Annotated in this window: 20 protein-coding genes; 13 read left to right on the top strand and 7 right to left on the bottom strand. The window is 44.3% G+C overall.

Going from position 1 to position 20,210, the window contains the following annotated elements; translation table 11 throughout:
• Nucleotides 1–81 precede the first annotated feature (81 nt).
• The 4 genes from I3255_RS00630 (at nt 82) to I3255_RS00615 (ending at nt 2,349) form a co-directional block, all read left to right on the top strand.
• The gene (locus I3255_RS00630) at nt 82–585 is read left to right on the top strand and encodes a hypothetical protein (RefSeq protein WP_238035941.1); all 504 of its coding nucleotides are present in this window, start codon (nt 82–84) and stop codon (nt 583–585) included.
• Nucleotides 586–642: 57 nt separating this feature from the next.
• On the top strand, nt 643–969 hold the full coding sequence (tusA, locus tag I3255_RS00625) for a sulfurtransferase TusA (RefSeq protein WP_238035939.1): 327 nt from the start codon (nt 643–645) through the stop codon (nt 967–969).
• A 29-nt stretch (nt 970–998) separates the two neighbouring features.
• Nucleotides 999–1,937 (top strand): site-specific tyrosine recombinase XerD, encoded by a 939-nt coding sequence (gene xerD, locus I3255_RS00620; RefSeq protein WP_238035937.1) that lies wholly within the window; start codon nt 999–1,001, stop codon nt 1,935–1,937.
• A gap of 142 nt (nt 1,938–2,079) precedes the next feature.
• Entirely contained in the window at nt 2,080–2,349 is a 270-nt protein-coding gene (locus tag I3255_RS00615) for a DUF3817 domain-containing protein (RefSeq protein ID WP_238036503.1), read from the top strand.
• On the opposite strand, the gene I3255_RS00610 is transcribed toward I3255_RS00615, so the two are convergent.
• Together I3255_RS00610 and I3255_RS00605 are read right to left on the bottom strand one after the other, a co-directional pair.
• On the bottom strand, nt 2,313–3,062 hold the full coding sequence (locus I3255_RS00610; RefSeq protein ID WP_238035935.1) for a Hint domain-containing protein: 750 nt from the start codon (nt 3,060–3,062) through the stop codon (nt 2,313–2,315). The two genes, I3255_RS00615 and I3255_RS00610, sit on opposite strands and share 37 nt — an antisense overlap.
• A gap of 60 nt (nt 3,063–3,122) precedes the next feature.
• Nucleotides 3,123–3,566: a PH domain-containing protein gene (locus I3255_RS00605; RefSeq protein WP_238035933.1), complete on the bottom strand. Its 444-nt coding sequence runs from the start codon at nt 3,564–3,566 to the stop codon at nt 3,123–3,125.
• A 231-nt stretch (nt 3,567–3,797) separates the two neighbouring features.
• On the opposite strand from I3255_RS00605, the gene I3255_RS00600 reads away from it, so the two are divergent.
• Nucleotides 3,798–4,406 (top strand): methyltransferase, encoded by a 609-nt coding sequence (locus tag I3255_RS00600; RefSeq protein ID WP_238035931.1) that lies wholly within the window; start codon nt 3,798–3,800, stop codon nt 4,404–4,406.
• Nucleotides 4,407–4,504: 98 nt separating this feature from the next.
• Here the strand turns inward: I3255_RS00600 and lptG are convergent, their stop codons facing one another.
• A complete protein-coding gene (gene lptG / locus I3255_RS00595; RefSeq protein ID WP_238035929.1) occupies nt 4,505–5,713 on the bottom strand; it encodes an LPS export ABC transporter permease LptG in 1,209 nt (402 codons plus the stop codon).
• Nucleotides 5,713–7,002 carry an LPS export ABC transporter permease LptF gene (gene lptF / locus I3255_RS00590; protein ID WP_238035927.1) on the bottom strand — a complete coding sequence of 430 codons (1,290 nt, stop codon included), beginning with the start codon at nt 7,000–7,002 and terminating at the stop codon, nt 5,713–5,715. The genes lptG and lptF overlap by 1 nt, the downstream gene beginning before the upstream one ends.
• A gap of 499 nt (nt 7,003–7,501) precedes the next feature.
• Here lptF and I3255_RS00585 point away from each other — a divergent pair, with 499 nt between their 5' ends.
• The 4 genes from I3255_RS00585 (at nt 7,502) to sstT (ending at nt 12,092) form a co-directional block, all read left to right on the top strand.
• On the top strand, nt 7,502–8,119 hold the full coding sequence (locus tag I3255_RS00585) for a cysteine hydrolase family protein (RefSeq protein WP_238035925.1): 618 nt from the start codon (nt 7,502–7,504) through the stop codon (nt 8,117–8,119).
• Between the two features lie 310 nt (nt 8,120–8,429).
• On the top strand, nt 8,430–10,088 hold the full coding sequence (locus I3255_RS00580; protein WP_238035923.1) for a leucyl aminopeptidase: 1,659 nt from the start codon (nt 8,430–8,432) through the stop codon (nt 10,086–10,088).
• A gap of 76 nt (nt 10,089–10,164) precedes the next feature.
• On the top strand, nt 10,165–10,632 hold the full coding sequence (locus tag I3255_RS00575; RefSeq protein ID WP_238035921.1) for a DNA polymerase III subunit chi: 468 nt from the start codon (nt 10,165–10,167) through the stop codon (nt 10,630–10,632).
• A 257-nt stretch (nt 10,633–10,889) separates the two neighbouring features.
• On the top strand, nt 10,890–12,092 hold the full coding sequence (sstT, locus tag I3255_RS00570) for a serine/threonine transporter SstT (RefSeq protein WP_238035919.1): 1,203 nt from the start codon (nt 10,890–10,892) through the stop codon (nt 12,090–12,092).
• Between the two features lie 80 nt (nt 12,093–12,172).
• Here the strand turns inward: sstT and I3255_RS00565 are convergent, their stop codons facing one another.
• Both I3255_RS00565 and I3255_RS00560 read right to left on the bottom strand, forming a co-directional pair.
• On the bottom strand, nt 12,173–12,496 hold the full coding sequence (locus I3255_RS00565) for a chaperone modulator CbpM (protein ID WP_238035917.1): 324 nt from the start codon (nt 12,494–12,496) through the stop codon (nt 12,173–12,175).
• Nucleotides 12,497–12,589: 93 nt separating this feature from the next.
• Nucleotides 12,590–13,609, bottom strand: coding sequence for a DnaJ C-terminal domain-containing protein (locus tag I3255_RS00560; protein ID WP_238035915.1), 1,020 nt, complete (start codon nt 13,607–13,609; stop codon nt 12,590–12,592).
• 678 nt (nt 13,610–14,287) lie between these two features.
• Between I3255_RS00560 and I3255_RS00555 the strand changes: the two genes are divergently transcribed.
• A complete protein-coding gene (locus tag I3255_RS00555) occupies nt 14,288–14,650 on the top strand; it encodes a septal ring lytic transglycosylase RlpA family protein (RefSeq protein ID WP_238035913.1) in 363 nt (120 codons plus the stop codon).
• A gap of 108 nt (nt 14,651–14,758) precedes the next feature.
• Here the strand turns inward: I3255_RS00555 and I3255_RS00550 are convergent, their stop codons facing one another.
• Nucleotides 14,759–16,789 carry an ATP-binding cassette domain-containing protein gene (locus I3255_RS00550; RefSeq protein ID WP_238035911.1) on the bottom strand — a complete coding sequence of 677 codons (2,031 nt, stop codon included), beginning with the start codon at nt 16,787–16,789 and terminating at the stop codon, nt 14,759–14,761.
• A gap of 555 nt (nt 16,790–17,344) precedes the next feature.
• Here I3255_RS00550 and erpA point away from each other — a divergent pair.
• The 3 genes from erpA to I3255_RS00535 all read left to right on the top strand — a co-directional run bounded on the left by erpA (nt 17,345) and on the right by I3255_RS00535 (nt 20,197).
• Nucleotides 17,345–17,725: an iron-sulfur cluster insertion protein ErpA gene (gene erpA / locus I3255_RS00545; RefSeq protein WP_058024722.1), complete on the top strand. Its 381-nt coding sequence runs from the start codon at nt 17,345–17,347 to the stop codon at nt 17,723–17,725.
• A 314-nt stretch (nt 17,726–18,039) separates the two neighbouring features.
• Nucleotides 18,040–19,614, top strand: a complete 1,575-nt coding sequence (gene gshA, locus I3255_RS00540) for a glutamate--cysteine ligase (protein ID WP_238035909.1) — start codon at nt 18,040–18,042, stop codon at nt 19,612–19,614.
• A gap of 52 nt (nt 19,615–19,666) precedes the next feature.
• Nucleotides 19,667–20,197 (top strand): disulfide bond formation protein B, encoded by a 531-nt coding sequence (locus tag I3255_RS00535; protein WP_238035907.1) that lies wholly within the window; start codon nt 19,667–19,669, stop codon nt 20,195–20,197.
• Nucleotides 20,198–20,210 lie beyond the last annotated feature (13 nt).

Below are 20,210 nucleotides of genomic sequence, written 5' to 3'. Positions count from 1 at the left end.
CAAAATAGGTAAAAGACACTGTTGTCTCTATCGCACCATTTTGCTACATCGTACCTATTCACAGATAAATGACTGATTACTATGACCACTGCCCTAGACCAAGACTTGCACACTAAGTCGCAACATGGTTTTGCTCCGCTTGCTATTGCTCGTATTAGAGGCGCGCAGCGTGCAAATCAGATAGCGATCTATCTCATTTATGCGGCCATTTTGGCCTTTATAGTATTTGGCACCATTGCCAGTATCAAGATGTTTCATGACAATCAGCTGCTGTATCAACTGTTTTACAACCTGCCCTACGCCTTGGTTGCGTTGACCATTCCAATCACACTTTATGATGCTTTTGTGGTTTATCGTTATCGCTTAAATCAGCCATCGATGATTGCCATGAGTATTGGCGTATCGACCATCATATTGATCGGCGGCTTATTATTTGCCGATACGGCATGGTTAGGGCTGTCCTGTTGGCTTGGGGTGGCATTTTTATTCAAGGTCAGTTTCAAGCGCTTTTTTAACTTTTTAGACGTAGCAAATACTGACGAAGAGACAGCAGCAGTAGACGATCTAGACAGTACACCTCAGTAAGCGATTGAACAAACGATCCATTCTTTAACCTATCTACTTAGCTTTACGATAATGACTATGACTACTTCTATACCAGATACGACCATCGACCATCACCTAGATACGCAAGGGCTGATCTGTCCTGAGCCTGTCATGATGCTGCACCGAGTCATCCGCAAAGCAGATAGCGGTGAGGTGATTGAAATACTGGCCACTGATCCTGCTACCACGCGCGACATTCCAAATTTCTGTCGTCATCTGGGTCATGAGCTACTCGGTCAAGAGACACTGGCTGAAAATATCAACCTAGATACTGACCCCGATGAAATCACTGTTGATAGTGATGACACCACGCCAGCAAGCGTGACGCTCTATCGTTATGTGGTGAAGAAAAAAAGTGGTTAATTTATATCTGACCTATATCCGAGCATCCTATGAGCCGTGACCGCGCTGTACAGCAAAGGCAACCTAAAGCGCTGGCAGTCGATGATGAACCGTCTTATATGACGGAGTTTCGTCAAGCGATGCTGGCACGTGGTTTGGCAACGCGTACCCGTAATGCTTATGTGCGCGACTTGCGTTCTTGCGAGTTGACCAACCCTATCGCCCTGACACGCTGGCAGCCTGATGATGTGCTGCATTGTCTCTCAATACTCGCTCAAGATAACAAAACCCCGCGCACGCAAGCACGTATGCTCTCAAGTCTGCGTCAGTTCTATTTATGGATGATAGCGAGCAATCTGCGCGAAGACAATCCCTGCGAGCGTATCAAAAGTCCAAAGCTCGGACGCCCGTTACCAAAGGATTTAGCCGAGGCTGATGTCGATAATCTCCTTGCCGCACCTGATACCAGTACGGCGCTTGGACTGCGTGACAAAGCAATGCTAGAGGTACTCTACGCTTGCGGCCTACGTGTGAGTGAGCTAATTAATTTGTCGCTAGAACAAGTCAATCTAAACTCTGGCTGGCTACAAATCACTGGTAAAGGCAATAAAACCCGACTGGTGCCACTTGGTGAATATGCCAGCGATGCACTAGAAGACTACCTGTCTCATGGGCGCGGCGATCTAATTGCCCATCTAAAATCTGGCAATTGCCAAGCGGTGTTTTTGACTGCGCAAGGCGGCTATATGACGCGGCAGAACTTTTGGTATTTGCTTAAGAAATACGCTCAAATTGCTAGTATTGATAAGGAACTATCACCGCATACCTTACGTCACGCCTTTGCCACCCATTTGCTCAATCATGGCGCCGACCTGCGTAGTGTACAGCTGTTATTAGGGCACAGTGACTTGTCCACGACGCAAATCTATACACATGTAGCGACGGCAAGATTGCAGCAGTTACATGCAGCGCATCATCCGCGTGGATAGCTTTTGGGTAGCTTGGTGAGTAGAATTGTCATTAAATATTGATTCATGATCGTCAGAGGAATACACCGTGTCGCAAGCTCAGCTATCTTCCAAGCCTACTCTCACCAAAGCGCAAGCATTTGCGCTCAAAAAACTGACCATCATGGGTTATTTGGAAGGCACGTCTTTTTTGCTGCTACTGTGTATCGCGATGCCACTCAAATACATGATGGATATGCCTGAAATGGTGAGCTATGTCGGGCCTGTGCATGGGGTGTTGTTCATCGCCTATATCGTTGTGCTCTTTATCACGGCACACAAAATCAAAATGCCACTGTGGGCGCTGCCTGCAGGCGTGGTTGGCTCGTTCCTACCTTTTGGGCCGTTTGTATTTGACTATGTATTAAAAAAGCGGTTCGGGAATTCGCCATGACAGTTAGCGCTATGAACCCAAATACTATCTTCACCAACAAAATAAGTATGAGTATTTTCAACTGTAATATTGTATACCGTTGCGTTTAATCTCCTTTCTTCGTAACTGTCCATCCACGTCGTATCTTCAGGTGCATAGTCCCAATAACTAACATACTCATAGTCCTCCCAATTGTCTAAATTGAATGGCGTTGTTATTTTATTATGTGAAAAATCTACCAAATATCCCGTATCAGTATTATCTCCTCGATTCTGTAAATCGGCAGCGACCCAACCAACGTTAGTGTTACTAGTTCTTAGTACAGGTGACCATTCAAAAATAATTGCTTTATTACCATTAGCTAATATGACTTCATCGCCGTGTCTAAGCAGATCAGCTCGAGTCCAACCAACATCTACCTTCCAAAATGGATGATTTGGTGTTGAGAAAACTTCTGATATTGTAGTGGCATCATTTTCAGAAAATTCTACTAAGCGCAAAAGATAGATAGATTTATTCTCAAATTTATGCGTTTCAGTTATTTTTTGATAGCCTAACTTACCATTTGGATCGCCTTCTGACTTAGACAATACCTTATCACCAACCTTTAGGTCTTGAATAGGTACTAGACCCTTGTCGGTATGTACTAATGTACCTGCAACGAAACAACCTTTAGTATCTGTAGCTGCTCGGAATACTCTATCAGCATAGAAGTTTGTAGCATTTCTATTCATTGATTTTTGACCTTGAGTTCCATTAAGTACGGTTTCAATGTAGATGATTAAAATACCATGCTAGTCATCTGCCAGATCTATCACTATTTTGGGATTACGTGCTTGTATTTCTTGATAAAAACTTGCTCTATCTTTCGGTGATATCAATACTTCTTTATTCCGATATTCTATTTTAAGTCTATCCAATGATAGTGCTGTTGCAGACGTCATGCTTCGAGTTGGCGTAATATGTATGATATCTGCCAACTCAATGGTTTGAGTGGACAGGCCACTATCCACATACAGCTGGCTATCGGTTAAGGTGTGTTTAGTACCAAAAAACGGCATGAGCATTAGCACGGTGAAAGGCAGTAAGATGATCATCAGCAGTATGTTTCGCATACGCGAATCTCTTTTGCCCCGTCGCCATTCCCATAATGGAATGAGGATAAGTGATAAACTACCGACCCATAAAATCAACGCGATCCAGAAGTCGACTTTAGATACAAATATAATGTCTGCCATACATACTACTTCAGAGCTATCGGGTTAAAGTTGAGTGTAAGCCTCTCACCTAATCTTGCCAATATCTTTTCTTCTATGTATTTTCTACATGCTAAATTTGGCAACCATAATGATTCCCGTAATACGATGCTGCAAACCTACCCTTTTCTCGTTACAATACCAATCACACGATGCGCACTGTCCTAATTGGACAACGCACCTCCTTTTAGCTATCTATTATCTGAGAATCCCATGAGCCATAGACCACCTGCTGACCTCCTCAAAAACGCCCAACACTGGCGCGAAGACATTAACTTTCGCCAAGACGTACTGGGTAAGCCGTTTGATTTTGCGACCACGTGGGGTATTTTTTCACCGCAAAAGCTCGATGATGGCAGCTTGATGCTGCTTGATTATGTGGATTTCCAAAACGATGATGATTCAATTGACTTGGGCTGTGGCTATGGTGTGCTTGGTATGACGGCAGCGCGTGAATGTCCAAATGGTCAGCATACGCTAATTGATAAAGACTTTATGGCGGTAGAATATGCACGCCGTAACTGTGAGAAAAACGGTCTAAAAAACGTTGATGTGCATTTATCAAATGGATTTAACCATGTCGCAAAAGACAAAGACTTTAGTTTGGTGATGTCGAACTTGCCCGCCAAAGTTGGTAAAGAGCAACATTATCTGTATTTCCTCGATGCTTATGCCCGCATGCGTAAAGGTGGACGTTTTTATGTGGTGACCATTAATGGCTTGCGCCAATTTATGAAGCGCTCGTTTACCGAAGTGTTTGGCAATAGCGAAAAGATCAAACAAGGTAAAACCTATACGATTACCATGGCGACCAAAGAATAATCTTTAGTATCTAGCCATAAAAGATCGTCATAAAAAAGCACGCTAAAATAGATTTAGCGTGCTTTTTTGTTGGCTCATTTACGTATTCAAGAGCATGTCTACATCTGCCGCTTAATTAAGTAGCCACCGAGCGCTGCACTACCGATAATCGGTAACAGCACCATAAGCATGGGCGAGAATCCTGTAGCAAGCGATATAAAGCCAACCAAGTCCTGAATGTAGCTAAAGAGCAGACCGAACAGTAGCGCCACTACGATACGCAAGCCCAAACTGTGTGTCCGTAGCGAGCCAAAGACGAATGAGCAAGCAACGATGACGAGCGACAATATTGATAAAGGTGACAGCAGTTTTTGCCAAAATGCCACTTCATGATCTAAGGATCGATTACCTTGTTGGCGCATAAAGGTGCGATGCTCGTACAGCTGCGTCAATGACAAGTCCTCTGCCTTGCGTGTCAGCAAGTAAACAGACTCTGGGGCAAATGGTAAGCTGAGGGTATCTGATGGTGAAATGGCTTGGCTACTCTCAAAGCCCTGATTGATGCTAAGCTTGACCATATCATTTAGCTGCCACTCATAGCGATACTGCTCGCTTGGCTTGTCACTGGTCACATCGATAGGCTCACGCCCCGTATACTTTCCACCATTAGCATGAACGGCGGTTTGCAAATTGCCATTGTTATCCAAATGCCAACGTTTTACCTCACCGATATTACCCTGAACATCGGCATAATCGATATATAAGATATCACTGCCATCAGGTGTCGCGCTGCCATCTTCTGCGTTCTCAAATCGTGGCTGTATCGTCCAATAGCCGCGCACCGAAGTGACTAGGGAGGTGTTGTCCTCATCGTTGATTTGCTTTGCCAATTGATTGGAGTGCGGTAAGACGAACTGATTGATCGCCAATGACAGTAACACAAAAATCAAAGCAGGCTGTAGCACCCAGCTAACGATTCGATAGATGCTGACCCCAGCCGCACGCATGACGACCAGCTCACTTTTATTAGCAAGTAAGCCCAATCCTATGACAGCACCGAGCAGCGCACCCGTTGGGATGAATTGCTCTAAAAAGTAGGGCGATCGATAAAAGATATATTTAAGTGCCTGACCCATTGTATAACTGTCATCCAACGAATCCAGCTCTGACAAATAAGAAAACACCAGCTGCAATGCCCATAAACCGACGACGGCCGCAATAATAGCAAGCAAGGCGTTGAGTTTGACATAACGGCCAAGGACCTTTAAATTGGCAGGTTTTTTGGCCAGCTGACCAACCCCTGTAGACTTAGCAGATAAAGAGCGCATTAAGACTGCCCTCCTTGTGAGCTATTGTGTTGATTATCCATACCATTGCTAGGCGTGGCGACGGCTAATCTATTTTCTTGTTTACGAAAGCGCAATCGATGTTGCACACGGCTACCCCAATTCAAATAAAGTGCTAGTGCCATAAAACCCAAGACCAGCCATGCATACGCCCATACACTAATGCTACCTTTGCTCACGGCGTTCTTAAGCGAGATGATGCCTAACGCGCAGCTGACAAATAATAAGATAGAGGGAAATAGACGCAGCCAACGCCCTTGACGTGGACGCACTTGCGCAAGCGGTACAGCAAGCATCGGTGCGATAATCATCAGCCACGGTAGTGCCAGACGGTAGCCAAGCTCACCTTGGGCAGCACGCAGCGCATTATTGGTGCCAGCTTGCGCGTCACCTGTTGCCGCCTGCCATAGAGGCCCAATTGCTTGGGTTTCGATATTGTCTTCGGTGATGACGTCTTGCGAGGATTCAGTGAGCGTGATGCGATAACGATCAAAGGCGACTTGATTGTACTTTAAGCTGCCTGCGCCCACTTCGTAACGACGACCTTGAAACAAATCCAACTGGGTCACGCCACTATTGCCAGTATTGACCTGCTCAGCACGCTTGGCAAGCGTAATGGTATCTTTACTGATGTCTTTTATATCTCTATTTATAATGTCTTTTGGCATATCAGAGATGCCCATTTGATCAGCGGTTTCTTGATCAATCGTATTATTCATATCAGCACTTCTGCCAGCATTGCCCTTTGGCGTCGGCTCAGATTGGATCAGTATCACATCTTGTAGTTTTTTCTTATCATCGCTGAGGCTACCCACGTATAGATGATAATTACCGCTACTGATAAACTCATTCGGGCGAATCAGATCAAACGCACTGGTCAAAGCTTGCTGCTGCCACACGGCCTCGGATGAGCGCACGCCCCATGGTTTGCCAACGATAGATAGCGCCGCCTCACTAACAAACAACACTAATATCAATGGTGTCATCAAGCGAGCCAGCCTACCGCGAGACACGCCGCTGGCATTGATGACAGCCATTTCTTGATCAACATATAAACGACCAAACACCAGCATCAACGCGATAAAAAAGGCTAGCGGTAATATCAACTCTAGAAAATACGGTAGGTTGTACCCAATAATCGTGAATAGCAGGCTGACATCCAAGCGTCCTTCAGCCGCAATGCCAAAATAACGTATCAAACGGCCGCCAAGCATCATTACTACCAAAAACCCCAATACCAAAGCAGTGGTCGAGGCAACTTGTCGAGTCATATAGCGGCGTAATATCACAATGGGTACTCTTAAACAGTTGGTATGCGCATGATTGATTGAGAATCTATCGTCATATTTGAGCACAATAACAATGCATCATAGGCATCATATACGGTCAAATAAACAGTCAAATAATAGTGACAATTACTGAGTGACTAATTAGTCCTACTCAACAAATACAAGCGACAAATATAACCGCTAATCCTAGCATGTTTTGCCTAAAAATGGCTGTGAAATGTGTTTGCAAACATTACTTACACCTTACTGATAGCGCATTACCATTGGCAGACGATAAATATATCAAATATTGGATAAATCGTTAGTGAAATTTTATATGGAATTGGTTTAACAGTGTTTTCTCCAATACGTTTTTTATTTATTTAGTTTGGAAAGGTTTGTTTGTCATTCGTATCATCGAACCTCTATCTCTATTATTAATTGCTAGACTGACTGATGGATAAAAATAATTTTATGTCATCTAATGTAATGGAGAATACCAATGACTAATACCACATCTACGCCCGCGACCCTACTTGAACTTGCTGGTGGCACATTTGATACACTTGATTGGTCAAATTGCGCTATCGTACTTATCGATTATCAAAACGAATACGTCGATGGCGCCATGCCACTGGGACAAGCGGGCGCTAAGGCCATCGACAACGCACGACTATTGCTGGATAAAGCCCGTCAGCAATATGTCCCTATCTTTCACATCACCCATCATGGTGCAGAAAATGGTAATGTCTTTGATCCTTTATCATCTAACGTCGAGATAGTCGAGCAACTACAGCCGCATGATGGCGAAACCGTGATTGTCAAAAACCATCCCAATGCGTTTTATGATACGCAGCTACAATCACTACTCTCGTCTGCAAACAAACAACAAATTATTTTTGCGGGTTTCATGAGCCATATGTGCGTCAGCTCAACTGCCCGCGCCGCATTCGATTTGGGTTTTGACAGTTTTGTCTGTCACGACGCCTGTGCCACTCGCGATCTCCCAAGTGCTACTAGAAAAACCATCAGTGCTGAGGTCATGCATGACACCGCGATGGCAGCGCTACAGGACAGATTTAGTGCGTTAGTGACGACTGCCGAATTGGTTAATGATTAATAATTAATTCGACACATTAATAGCAACTGTAATAAGCGCCGTATCTCATCATTCAATGCGCGTCATGAGCTAAGGCTCATTATGAACTAGGCATAGCCACATATATCGTCGTATTGTAGTGTAAATTGACACAGCAATTTTGTTCGGACTTATTACCTAATCTTTGCAAACTGCGCACTATCATCGCAATATGCTACACTATCGTGATTGCTCTATAGGCCAAATAATCTAATAATCTAACAGGCATAAGCAATTGCGCTAGATTTTTCATTAGCTCTGTAATTCTCATAACTCTAATAAGGATAACTATATGAATATCAAATTATCTCAGCATCTGCCAAAGACTCATACGCAAAAAATTCTCAAAAAAGAAGCCAAAAGCAAAGACGACGCTTGTCTGGTAGTCCTGGTTGATGACAAGAAAAACATCCTAGCCGACTCTGTGTTGACTGACTATACCGCTCGTATTGAGCAATTGATTGAAGTCTCTCATTTTAAGGGAACAGCATGTGAGACCGTTGCTGATTATGCATTGGCAGGGGATAAAAAAACCACCAAACAAAACCCTGTACAGCTGTTGTTGGTTGGTGTCGGTAACACGGACAAATTCAACAATACGGTATTGCAAAAAATTGCCAAGACCATCTATAGCAGCACGCAAAAGCGGGTATCGTCTATTACCGTTGCACTAGGTGATGCGCTAGAAGAAAACCATTTTGGTCAATTTGCCCTAAACCTATTGGCAGCCAGCTACCGCTTTGACAAATATAAATCTGAGCAAGCAACGCCTGTATTGACTGATGTTTATCTGTTAGCTGATGACTCACTACAGCCTGCACTTGCATTTGCTGAGGCAGTATTCGCCGGTCAAAGCCTCACTCGTGACGTCGCTAATGAGCCAGGTAATATTTGCTTCCCTGCGTATATGGCAGAACAAGCACAAGAACTTGCAAAAACCTATCCTGACCTATTGACCGTCAAGGTACTCGGTGAAGACGAGATGTCAGCATTAGGAATGAACTGTTTCTTATCAGTGGCTCAAGGCTCTACCAAAGAAGGTCAGCTCGTCATCATGGAGTACCGCGGTAAATCCTCATTTAGTGCAAACGCTGGCACCAATGAGCAAACGATTAGTAATGCCAAAGTGACTGGTCTAAAAAAAGCGCTCACTGATAAACTACCAACCAAAAAATCCGCTAAGAAAGCCGACAAAGCTAGCGACGATAATGCACAAGCTAGCAATGATGATTCGCCTATCGTCTTGGTCGGTAAAGGCGTTACCTTTGATTCAGGCGGTATCTCAATCAAGCCAGGCGCGGCAATGGATGAGATGAAGTTTGATATGGGTGGTTCAGCTTCAGTACTTGGTACTATCAAAGCATTATGTGAAGCACGTCTACCGATCAACGTTGTCGGTGCGCTCGCCTGTGCTGAGAACATGCCATCAGGTGATGCCACACGTCCAGGCGATATTGTCAAAGCCATGAATGGTAAATCTGTTGAAATCTTGAACACCGATGCCGAAGGTCGCTTGGTATTGGCTGATACCTTATGCTATGTACAGCGCTATAATCCAAAAGCCATCATTGATGTTGCAACGTTGACGGGTGCTTGTGTGGTTGCGCTAGGCCATGTACGTTCAGCAGTCTTTAGTAACGATGAAGATGTATTGTTTGATCTCGAGAATGCGAGCAATTTATCAGGTGATCTTATCTGGCACATGCCACTAGACGACGAGTATCAAGCACTGATTGACTCACCTATTGCTGATATCCAAAACATCGGTGGTAAAGGTGCGGGCGCAGTGACTGCCGCTTGCTTCTTATCTCGATTCATTGAAGAAGGTCAGGCATGGGCGCATTTAGACATCGCTGGTACCGCATGGAACTCAGGTAAAGATAAAGCCGCGACTGGTCGTCCAGTACCGCTATTTATGCAATATCTGAAAAACAGCGCAGATATGGCTTAATCGATCAATGGCAGTGCAATTAACGACCGTCTATTGATAAATGCTATTTTATAAAACACTTTATGAAAACCATTCTATGAAGATCAGTTTTTATGTATTAAGTGAGAGTAAAGCCCAAGATTTCTTGGGCTTTATTTGTCAGTTGACTCAGACAGCACTGAACAAAAGCACACAGTCCTTGCTAATTCTTGTCGACGATGAGACATTACTGTCAACGCTAGATGAGGTGCTTTGGGCACAAGATGCCACGAGCTTTATCCCGCATCAATGCTTGTCGGATATTCATTCTAAAGCCACTGACTCTGATGCCAACAAATCGTTAGCACCCGTATTGCTCGGCAGTTATATGCCAACAGACTTTAATGGTATCGTGCTCAATACGACGATACGCCCTGTGACTGATTTTATGGCTGCGACCAATAATGCCAAGCCCTCTCGAGTCCTTGAGCTCATCAGACCTGATGCCACCAGTACCCAAGAAGGTCGCCATAAATATAAAGCCTATCAGCAATTAGGCTATGAGTTGACCCACTTTAAGGTATAGCGCTGCCGTTCACTTTTCTCTACGCTTCATCACTACTTTTAATACCTCGTTAACTAGCCATCTGCGCTAATTGGCCTTCATCTATACTTGCTCCACATTTGAGCACACTCGCTATATTTTGCCTGTTACCCTTCGCTTTATACATCGCCTCCACTGCTATGAGTGGTATGCGAATATGTCAAAAAATGCTACCATCCCTCGATAAATTTTTCGCTCAAACAATTCATTTACTTTTGACAAACGTCGAGGATGTACAAATGCGTTCATTGATTGCGATGTATCAGCGTATCGGGCTGGTGCCGCTCATTATTATTGGTTTGGTGTTGGGAGTGCTGATCGGTTGGCTCGCGCCAAGTATCGGTACGGCCATAGGCCTTCTTGGTACGCTATTTGTCGGCGCCCTAAAAGCAGTCGCTCCCGTACTGGTATTCATTCTGGTCATGGCAGCGATTAGCCAGCATCGCAGTGGCAATGAAGTCTACGTAAAGCCTGTTCTCATCATGTACATGTTCGGCACTTTTTTGGCAGCGTTAACAGCAGTCGGTGCCAGCTTTTTATTCCCGACTGACTTGGTATTGATCAACGCTGATATCGCACAAGTACCACCTGCCGACTTAAAAGAAGTGTTGACGAATTTGTTGATGAATTTGGTCGCCAATCCGGTCAATGCCATCGCAGAAGCCAATTATATCGGCATCTTGGCATGGGCCATCATTATTGGTTTTGCCTTGCGTCAAGCCAGTGACACGGCGCGCACTGTCGTTGGTGACTTTGCTGATGCCATCTCACAAGTGGTTAAGTGGATTATTGCTCTAGCGCCGTTTGGTATTTTGGGCTTGGTTGCCAGTACGGTTGCTGAGACAGGTTTTGCTTCTTTAGCAGGTTATGCTCGTATTTTGATGGTACTCATCAGCTGTATGCTATTTATTGCTTTGGTCGCAAACCCGCTTATTGTCCTTGTTAAGACAGGTAAAAACCCATATCCATTAGTATTCAAATGTCTACGCGAATCAGGAATTACGGCATTCTTTACGCGCAGTTCAGCCGCCAACATCCCCGTCAACATGAACCTTGCACGTAAGCTTGGATTGCACGAGGACACTTACTCAGTAACCATTCCATTGGGTGCGACCATCAACATGGCAGGTGCTGCGATTACTATTAACGTGTTGACGCTTGCCGCTGCTCACACGTTGGGTATCGAAGTAACATTTGCTTCAGCGCTGCTACTCAGTCTGGTCGCGACGATTAGTGCTTGCGGTGCTTCTGGTGTTGCTGGTGGTTCGTTGCTACTCATTCCATTGGCAGCGAGCTTATTTAGCATACCGAACGACATCGCCATGCAAGTGGTTGCGATTGGTTTTATTATTGGCGTCATTCAGGACTCGGCAGAGACGGCTTTGAACTCTTCAACGGACGTGCTATTTACCGCAGCAGCTGATCCTATTTATTCACGTTAACTTTTAGCAAAGCAGTTCCTGTAAATATAAAAAAGGGCCTTTAGCGGGCCCTTTTTTTATGCGGTATTTTTAGGTTTTAACTACTTTAAATTGTCTGCATCAATTTCTATGACTGGTGTTTGCATCTCTATTTGACGTTTGAGTTGACGAAGCTGCTCAACCTCATCTAACAGCTCAAGTATCAACCCAATGGCAGGTACGCTGGCATCAAAATCACGGCTGAGTCGTGAGGCACGGCGCACAGTTGTCAGCTGGTAGCCAGTGAATTGCTCACGTTCTGGCACATCGTATTCAATAATACTTTCTTCAATCAATTCAATGACCCATTGGCGCTCTTGGCCACAAGCAGAGACAAGCTCATCTAAGCTCATAATGATATCGGTAAATTCAGGCGAGTGGTTCATAGCTATTATCCTCGTTTTCTCTTTATTTCATCCTTAGTACATTCATCTTTATGACTGACTATAATGATAAATGTCGACCATCAAGCGCATGGATTAACGGTTGATAGTGGTGTCGGCAAAGGCTTGCTTGAGCTGCTCATAAGCCTGTCTTGCCGCATCGCTACTGACATCAGGGTTGATGATATTTAAGGTTAAGTATAAATCGCCCGCTTGCTTGGCAGGGATACCTTTACCCTTTAAACGTAGATTGCTACCCGACTTACTGTTTTTGGGAATAGTCACACCAAGCGTGCCAGCTGGCGTGCTGACATTGATTTTTTCACCCAGTGCGGCTTCCCATGGTGCGATATTGACAGTCTGGTAAACGTCTGCGCCCTCTATACGAATATTGGCATCATGGCGAATTTTAACTTTTAAAAACAAATCACCATTTTTGCCGTTGCTACTGCCAGCAGCACCTTGCCCGCTCAAGCGAATTTGCTTGCCATCGGTGATGCCTTTTGGAATTTTGATTTTAAGCGTCTTATTGTCGTAGCTCACCTCACCATTAGGCTGACGCACAGGGACGTTTAGCTTGATGCTATAGTCGTCACCTTGATAGACCGAAGAGAGATCAACCGTAATCTCTGCATGCTGGTCTTGGCCTTTGCTGTCTTTTGCCCCAAACCCACCACTGAACTGATCAAAGCCACTACTTTGAGAGCGACCACCTGCCTGTCCACTAGCCGACCCACGCGCCCCGCGACCAAACGCTGAGAAGATATCATCGAAGCGAAAACCACCGTCGCCAAACGCTTCACCATCGCCGAACTGACCTTTGATGTCTTCCCAACGAAAGCCGCCTTGGCCTGCACCAGCCTGTCCACCAAAACCACCCGCACCGCTTTGTCCTGCAAATGGGTTGTTCAGCATCGCATCGTATTCAGCGCGCTTGTCTTCATCTCTAATCGTTTCGTAAGCGTTATTAATTTCCGCAATCTTGTTATCAGCATCTGGATCATCGCTGACATCAGGGTGAAACTGGCGTACCAGCTTACGGTATTTTTTTTTGATATCAGCGGCTGAGGCGTCTTTTTTAACCCCTAAAATGTCATAGTAGTTTTTCTCTGCCATGTTATTTTTCCTCAAAATAAAAACGCATTAGTGATATCGGTCTACCAGTTTCGAACGATACGCTATAAACTGCTACTGGCTCTCGATACAACCATTTTTTATAGTCCATACTTTATGATAGCAATAATAAACATAAATACCGTTATATAAATATTACCAGTCATGACATGAAGTTATGCTAAGACTTTAAAATGCAGATAAATAAGTATTTCTACTTTGAGAAGGATCTTTTTAATTTATAAATATTTTTTATAAAGCGCACGAAATAGTATTTAATTCTTTATATCAGCATATTAGAAACAATTTAGAAAGTTTTAATTACATTTACTTATCAGCATTTTGATAGATATAAACCGACTTAATGATGCTATATCGATAGTCTTTGTATTTATATATTACTTATTTACATTATATTATTCGCTTTCTGGTATTTTGTTGACCTCTTTATAAGAATCACTCTCTATAAGCGCATTTGCATCAATTATGGCATCAATTTTTTGACCAAAACTGTCTTTTTCTTCTTAAAAAACAAGTATTTGACCTGATGAGTTTTTTACACAGCTGTAATAATATGACAATCTCATTCTTGTAAAATCCCCTCATTATTCATACTCGTAGGGGGTATGACAACATAGGCAAGAGTAGCTGTCTATCTCATAAACTGCTTAAAGGTAATGAATGTCTTATTTAATCAAGTCTTTGGTTGTCACACTATCACTGTTACTGAGCACAACTCTTTTTGCTGCTAACACCAGTTATTATGGTAGTAAGTTTCATGGCAAACGCACTGCGAGTGGTAGCATATTCAATATGAACTCTCTCACCGCGGCACACAAAACGCTGCCGTTTGGTACAAAAGTACAGGTGACCAACCAAAAAACAAAAGAAAGTGTCGTGGTAAAAATCACAGACCGAGGCCCTTATATCAGAGGCCGTATTCTTGATTTATCAAAAGCTGCTGCCAGTCAAATTGATTGCCAACTTTGTACAACTACGATGAAAATACTCTCTTATGGTGATGGTAAGTACCGTAAAGAATAATGTTGTAAAAAACGATGTAAAAAAAGGGAGGGCTGACGCCTTCCCTTTTTTATATTTGATTACTTACGACGAAAATCGCTTAACAGCCAAATCTCATATAACTTGCTACTAAAATTCAGCTTCCACTTCTTCTAACGTCGTCATCGATAGCAATAACTTCTCTTCCTTATCGCTATGCTGCTGCTGTAGCGCCGTTTGCTCATTGAGCAAGACAAGCAAGTCAGATTTACGACTTTCTTCATACAAATCCGTATCGGCCAGCTTTTCTTCTAGCGTTGCAAGCTGCCCTTCAATTTTGGCCAATGCTTTTTCAGTCTCTTCAATCTCGCGACGGATGGGTGCAGTGCGTTTGCGCTGCGCTGCCGCCAGCTTGCGTTGTTCTTCTTTACTAAGTGCAGGCGTCGTCACTTTACTTTTTGATGCATTATCAGCTGCTTTATTGCTCACCTGATTACTTGCTTGACCATTATTTGTTTCACGTGGAACAAATTTTTTGCTCTCTTTTTTACTTTTCTTCTTGCTGGTACTTTTGTCTGATGCGTTTTCTTGCTTGCGCTTTTCTGCTAACCATTTGCCGTAGTCGCTGATATCACCATCGAACTCATCAATTCTGCCATCATGTACCAGATACAACTCATCACAGACGTTAGCGATCAACTCACGATCATGCGAAACCAGCACCACGGCACCTTTAAAACCTTGCAAGGCAATCGTCAATGCTTGGCGCATTTGTAAGTCCAAATGGTTGGTTGGCTCATCGAGTACGAGGACATTTGGACGTTGCCAAACGATCAGTGCTAAGGTCAGACGCGCGCGTTCGCCACCAGAGAATAGCTCACTTGGCGTATCGATACGATCTCCGCGGAAGTCAAAGCTGCCCAAAAATGAACGTAACAGTGCATCAGAGGTTTTGCCTGCCAGACGGCGCAGCATTTCTATAGGCGTTGCTTTGGCATCCAAAATATCCATTTGATGCTGGTTAAAGTAGCCAAGCTTTAGGGTATCAGAGACACGATAAGTCCCTGTCAACACACCAAGCTCGCCGACCAACGCTTTGATAAGTGTTGATTTACCTGCACCATTCATGCCGAGCAGACCAATACGCGTATCCGGAGTCACTTGCACGTTGGCATTGCGTAGCAGTGGCGTCTCGCTATAGCCAATATCTGCGTGGGTCAGCTCAATCAGCGGTGAGCTCATGTTTGCTGGCTCATAAAACTGGAACGAGAACGGATTGTCCGCCATCATCGGTGACAGCTCTGCCATACGCTCTAGCTGTTTGATACGGCTCTGTGCTTGTTTGGCTTTACTGGCCTTGGCGCGGAAACGACGAATGAAATCATCTAAATGTGCCTTGGTTGCTTCTTGCTTCTCAAACGCTTGCTGCTGCTGCGCCATACGCTCGTGACGCGTACGTATAAACTGCTGATAATTACCCGTATAAAGGGTGATTTTTTGCTGCTCGACATGCAAGATATGACCGACCGTGGCATCCAAAAAGGCTTGGTCATGCGAGATGACGATGACCAGACCCATATAGGTATTGATCCAGGTCTCAAGCCACAAAATAGCATCCAAGTCCAAATGGTTGGTCGGCTCATCGAGCAGCATCAGATCAGCGCGGCTCATCAAGGTTTTGGCAAGATTCAAACGCATGCGCCAACCACCAGAAAACCCTTCTACTGGCAGCTCATGCTGGCTGGTATTAAAGCCAAGGCCTGCCATGATTTGCGCCGCCTTAGTCGGTGTGCGATAGCCATCAATTTCATCGAACTGCTGATGCAATACCCCGATTTGCTCATCGCTGACGCTACTTAAATCATTGAGTGCCGCATTGATCTCATACCACTGCTCATCACCGCTGAGTACATAATCGACCGCAGACTGGGTCGTCGCACCCACTTCCTGCGCCATATGTGCGACATGCCAGCTATCTGGGATACTGACCTCACCTCTATCGAGCGTGACTTCGGTATCACCCTTACCCATTTGCGTCAACAATAAGGCAAACAAAGTCGATTTGCCGGTGCCGTTGTTGCCTGTTAAGCCAACTTTATGACCCGGATGTAGCTGAAAGCTTGCACCTGCAAACAATTCACGACCATCACGGCGAACACCAACGTCTTTAAATTCGATCATATAATTTCTTCATCTCAGCAATAATATAAATATGGGGCAATAAGAAACACACATAGGGTATGCCAACTGGCGGCTATTATTTCAAACGCTTGCCACATAGGCAAACAATTAAATAACTATTTCAAAACGAAGTGTTTTAAAATTAAGTATTTATACCAATAACCCTAGATTATATAATCCTTATCAGCCTATCGATACGAATGACTATCATAAGACTTTTGGCAGCCATATACTCTCGCACAAATAACGAGTACAGCCTTTATAGCTATAAAAGTTTTGGTTTATCAGTTCTGGTAAGGACGATGACTCTTGACAAGCGAACGAATACCCCCATTATGATATACTGCTAAAGATAAGTGCTCACCATTAATAAAGTGTTGTGATAGCACAAACACCGTATTGATATTGCACAAACAGCTTATAATGCACCAATAGCTTTGCCATAACGACAGCACCCAATTAAATCAAACGCCGTGCGTATCTTTATTTGCAATCATTTTATTGCAAACCCAAACAGGACGACGACCGCATTTGATCCTAGCAACTGAGGTAGATATGAACGAATCAGCCAACCAATTTAATCCAAGCTCAAATCAGCCAGTAGATCCTACGGTATTAAGCCTAACCGACAGTGCGGCACAAAAAGTGCGCCGCCTGCGCGAAGAAGAAGGTGATAGCGAGCTTATGCTACGCGTCTATGTGACGGGTGGCGGCTGTTCAGGGTTCTCTTACGGATTTAACTTTGCCAACGACTTAAATGAAGACGATGCCAATTTCGACAACGGTGATGTGACCTTGGTCGTCGATTCACTAAGCTATCAGTACTTGCAAGGGTCGACCGTTGACTACACTGAAGGGTTAGAAGGCGCACGTTTTGTCGTGACCAACCCAAATGCAACCACCACTTGCGGCTGTGGCTCATCATTTTCTATTTAAACTGACGACAACGCCATTACTGTATGGATGATGCCATGGTGCGTTGGCACTGTGTTTGATGGATTAGAGCATGACCGTCAAAGCATCTATCTCTTGGGTAGATGCTTTTTTTAGCTAACGAATTTGACTTAAAATATTAAGTAAAATCTAGACCATTCGGCTCGCCTAAAGCTTATCGTATTTGTAATTGTTCGTGGTTTTAACCACGGCTTTGAGCTAAACTGACGGGATTATTGACCGAACATTTACCTCTTTTATGGACAAACGCCCATCGTGTTTTGATCCGCCATAATGAATAACAATAGATGACTATTATGAGTAATTTTGCGAGTAGCTTTGTTAATTTTGACATTCCCAATTGGTTTAACAGCCAGCATTTAACGGGTATGCTCCGCGGTATCGAAAAAGAAGGCCTGCGCGTGAAGCCTGATGGTTTTTTGGCACAGACACCGCATCCAGCCAAACTCGGATCAAAATTGACCCATCCTTTTATCACGACCGATTATTCAGAAAGCCTACTTGAGCTTATCACCGAACCAAAAGCTTCGCCAAAAGAAACCCTCAATATGCTGCGCCAATTGCATGTCTTGGTGTATCAAGGTATGCCGGAAGGCGAGCTGATGTGGCCACTATCAATGCCTTGCATGTTGTCTTCTAAAGATGAAGATATCCCACTGGCTGATTATGGTAGCTCTAATACGGGCAAGCTAAAGACCCTATATCGCAGTGGTCTTGGTATCCGTTATGGTCGCCGTATGCAGACGATTGCAGGATTGCATTACAACTTGTCTTTTGGTGATACGCTCTTTGAAACGTGGCAAGCACAAACCCCAATGGCGCAAGAGCAGACACTAACAGAGTTCAAAAACGAAAAATACCTAGGGCTTATTCGCAACTTTAAGCGACTGACCAGCCTTGTGTTGTATTTATTGGGTGCAAGTCCAAGCGTGTGCCCTTGTTTTGTTGCTGGGCGTGAGCATGACTTAGAGCTATTGAACGATTCAACCTACTATAAACCGACTGCCACCAGTCTGCGTATGGGCAAGCTTGGCTACACCAATAGCGTGCAAGAGCAGCTAGATATTCGTTATAACTATTTGCCAGAGTATGTCGCTGGACTACGCCGCGCGATCCAAACACCGCATGAGAGCTTTGCCAAGCTTGGTCTGGAAGATGAAGATGGTAATCCAATTCAGATCAATAACCATATCCTTCAGATAGAAAATGAATACTATAGCCCTATCCGTCCTAAGCAAATTGCGATGAGTGGTGAGACACCAACCGAAGCGCTTGAGCGTCGCGGTATTGCTTATGTTGAGTTTCGTGCGATTGATCTCGATCCTTATAGCGATGTTGGTATTCGTCTCTCTAGTGCTTGCTTCTTAGAAGTGATGGCGCTCTACTGTCTCTTCAGCGATTCACCTGATCTGTTGCCTGAAGAAGAAGAGGCACTCGCTATTAACCTAGAGCGTGTGGTCAATGAAGGTCGCCGTGAAGGTTTGCACATCATCAATAACGGTCAAGAGCAGTCACTTGAAGACTGGATGCTCAAGCATTTAGAACGTATGCAGCCGCTTGCTGCATTGCTAGACGCTCATTACGGTGGTAACGAATACCGTGCAGCAGTCGCGCTAATGCAAGGCAAAGCAGGGCACTCTGAGTCGACGATCTCCGCGCAAGTGAACTCTGATAGCCAACGCTTAGGTAGTCTATGGCAGCTTGGCTTTACGTTGGCACAGCAGCATCGCGAGTCATTATTGCAGCAGACCCTCAGTCCAAATACCCAAGCGAAATATGAAGTATTGGTAGAAAAGTCCATCCTACAGCAGGCTGAGATTGAACTGGCTGAGACAGAAGACTTTATGGACTTTTTACAGCAGTATCGCTAGACCTGACTGCCTCCTAACCTCTGTATAGATGAAACCATAAGAGTAACGCACCATGCGACAGCTGACCACTTACCGTAACTTGCAAATATTTTTAGTGATAATGGCCATAATAGGCATGAGTTTTGCGCTGTTTTATTTACAGCGTCATCTAGGGCTTTCCCCTTGCCCGCTCTGTATTTTTCAGCGTATTGGTCTAATAGTGATGGGCGGTTTTGCGCTGATATCAGCATTATTTAATCCAAAATCCAAAATGGTGAAGTTACTATTATGGCTTGGTAGTTTGGCAGGTATTGGCTGGTCTACTGCTGTGGCTATACGCCATGTTTGGCTACAGCACCTACCTGCTGATCAAGTACCGTCATGCGGCCCAGGCTTGGACTATTGGCTAGATACCTTGCCTATGTTGCAAGTGTTCAAAGAAGTATTTGCAGGTTCTGGTGAGTGTGCTTCTATCGATTGGACGTTTGTCGGACTTAGTATCCCTGAGCTGTCATTGATTCTCTTTAGCGTACTTCTTGTGGCGCATGGGGTGATATTGTGGCGTATCGTACGACCTATTACCAATCAGTCTATCGCTCGATAGTTCATTAAAATCG

This window comes from Psychrobacter sp. Ps6, from assembly GCF_022129235.1.
GTDB lineage: Bacteria > Pseudomonadota > Gammaproteobacteria > Pseudomonadales > Moraxellaceae > Psychrobacter.
The sequence above is the reverse complement of the archived record's forward strand: the minus strand, read 5'-3'. Positions and strand labels throughout refer to the sequence as shown.

What these genes read in the sequence shown, in the direction of transcription:
- tusA (WP_238035939.1), top strand. Translation starts at nt 643, where the DNA reads ATGACTACTTCTATACCAGATACGACCATCGACCATCACCTAGATACG.
- I3255_RS00535 (WP_238035907.1), top strand. Translation starts at nt 19,667, where the DNA reads ATGCGACAGCTGACCACTTACCGTAACTTGCAAATATTTTTAGTGATA.
- I3255_RS00600 (WP_238035931.1), top strand. Translation starts at nt 3,798, where the DNA reads ATGAGCCATAGACCACCTGCTGACCTCCTCAAAAACGCCCAACACTGG.
- I3255_RS00550 (WP_238035911.1), bottom strand. Translation starts at nt 16,789, where the DNA reads ATGATCGAATTTAAAGACGTTGGTGTTCGCCGTGATGGTCGTGAATTG.
- erpA (WP_058024722.1), top strand. Translation starts at nt 17,345, where the DNA reads ATGAACGAATCAGCCAACCAATTTAATCCAAGCTCAAATCAGCCAGTA.
- lptG (WP_238035929.1), bottom strand. Translation starts at nt 5,713, where the DNA reads ATGCGCTCTTTATCTGCTAAGTCTACAGGGGTTGGTCAGCTGGCCAAA.
- I3255_RS00605 (WP_238035933.1), bottom strand. Translation starts at nt 3,566, where the DNA reads ATGGCAGACATTATATTTGTATCTAAAGTCGACTTCTGGATCGCGTTG.
- I3255_RS00565 (WP_238035917.1), bottom strand. Translation starts at nt 12,496, where the DNA reads ATGAACCACTCGCCTGAATTTACCGATATCATTATGAGCTTAGATGAG.
- I3255_RS00575 (WP_238035921.1), top strand. Translation starts at nt 10,165, where the DNA reads ATGAAGATCAGTTTTTATGTATTAAGTGAGAGTAAAGCCCAAGATTTC.
- I3255_RS00630 (WP_238035941.1), top strand. Translation starts at nt 82, where the DNA reads ATGACCACTGCCCTAGACCAAGACTTGCACACTAAGTCGCAACATGGT.
- I3255_RS00555 (WP_238035913.1), top strand. Translation starts at nt 14,288, where the DNA reads ATGTCTTATTTAATCAAGTCTTTGGTTGTCACACTATCACTGTTACTG.
- I3255_RS00560 (WP_238035915.1), bottom strand. Translation starts at nt 13,609, where the DNA reads ATGGCAGAGAAAAACTACTATGACATTTTAGGGGTTAAAAAAGACGCC.
- I3255_RS00615 (WP_238036503.1), top strand. Translation starts at nt 2,080, where the DNA reads ATGGGTTATTTGGAAGGCACGTCTTTTTTGCTGCTACTGTGTATCGCG.
- lptF (WP_238035927.1), bottom strand. Translation starts at nt 7,002, where the DNA reads ATGACTCGACAAGTTGCCTCGACCACTGCTTTGGTATTGGGGTTTTTG.
- xerD (WP_238035937.1), top strand. Translation starts at nt 999, where the DNA reads ATGAGCCGTGACCGCGCTGTACAGCAAAGGCAACCTAAAGCGCTGGCA.
- I3255_RS00580 (WP_238035923.1), top strand. Translation starts at nt 8,430, where the DNA reads ATGAATATCAAATTATCTCAGCATCTGCCAAAGACTCATACGCAAAAA.
- gshA (WP_238035909.1), top strand. Translation starts at nt 18,040, where the DNA reads ATGAGTAATTTTGCGAGTAGCTTTGTTAATTTTGACATTCCCAATTGG.
- sstT (WP_238035919.1), top strand. Translation starts at nt 10,890, where the DNA reads ATGCGTTCATTGATTGCGATGTATCAGCGTATCGGGCTGGTGCCGCTC.
- I3255_RS00585 (WP_238035925.1), top strand. Translation starts at nt 7,502, where the DNA reads ATGACTAATACCACATCTACGCCCGCGACCCTACTTGAACTTGCTGGT.
- I3255_RS00610 (WP_238035935.1), bottom strand. Translation starts at nt 3,062, where the DNA reads ATGAATAGAAATGCTACAAACTTCTATGCTGATAGAGTATTCCGAGCA.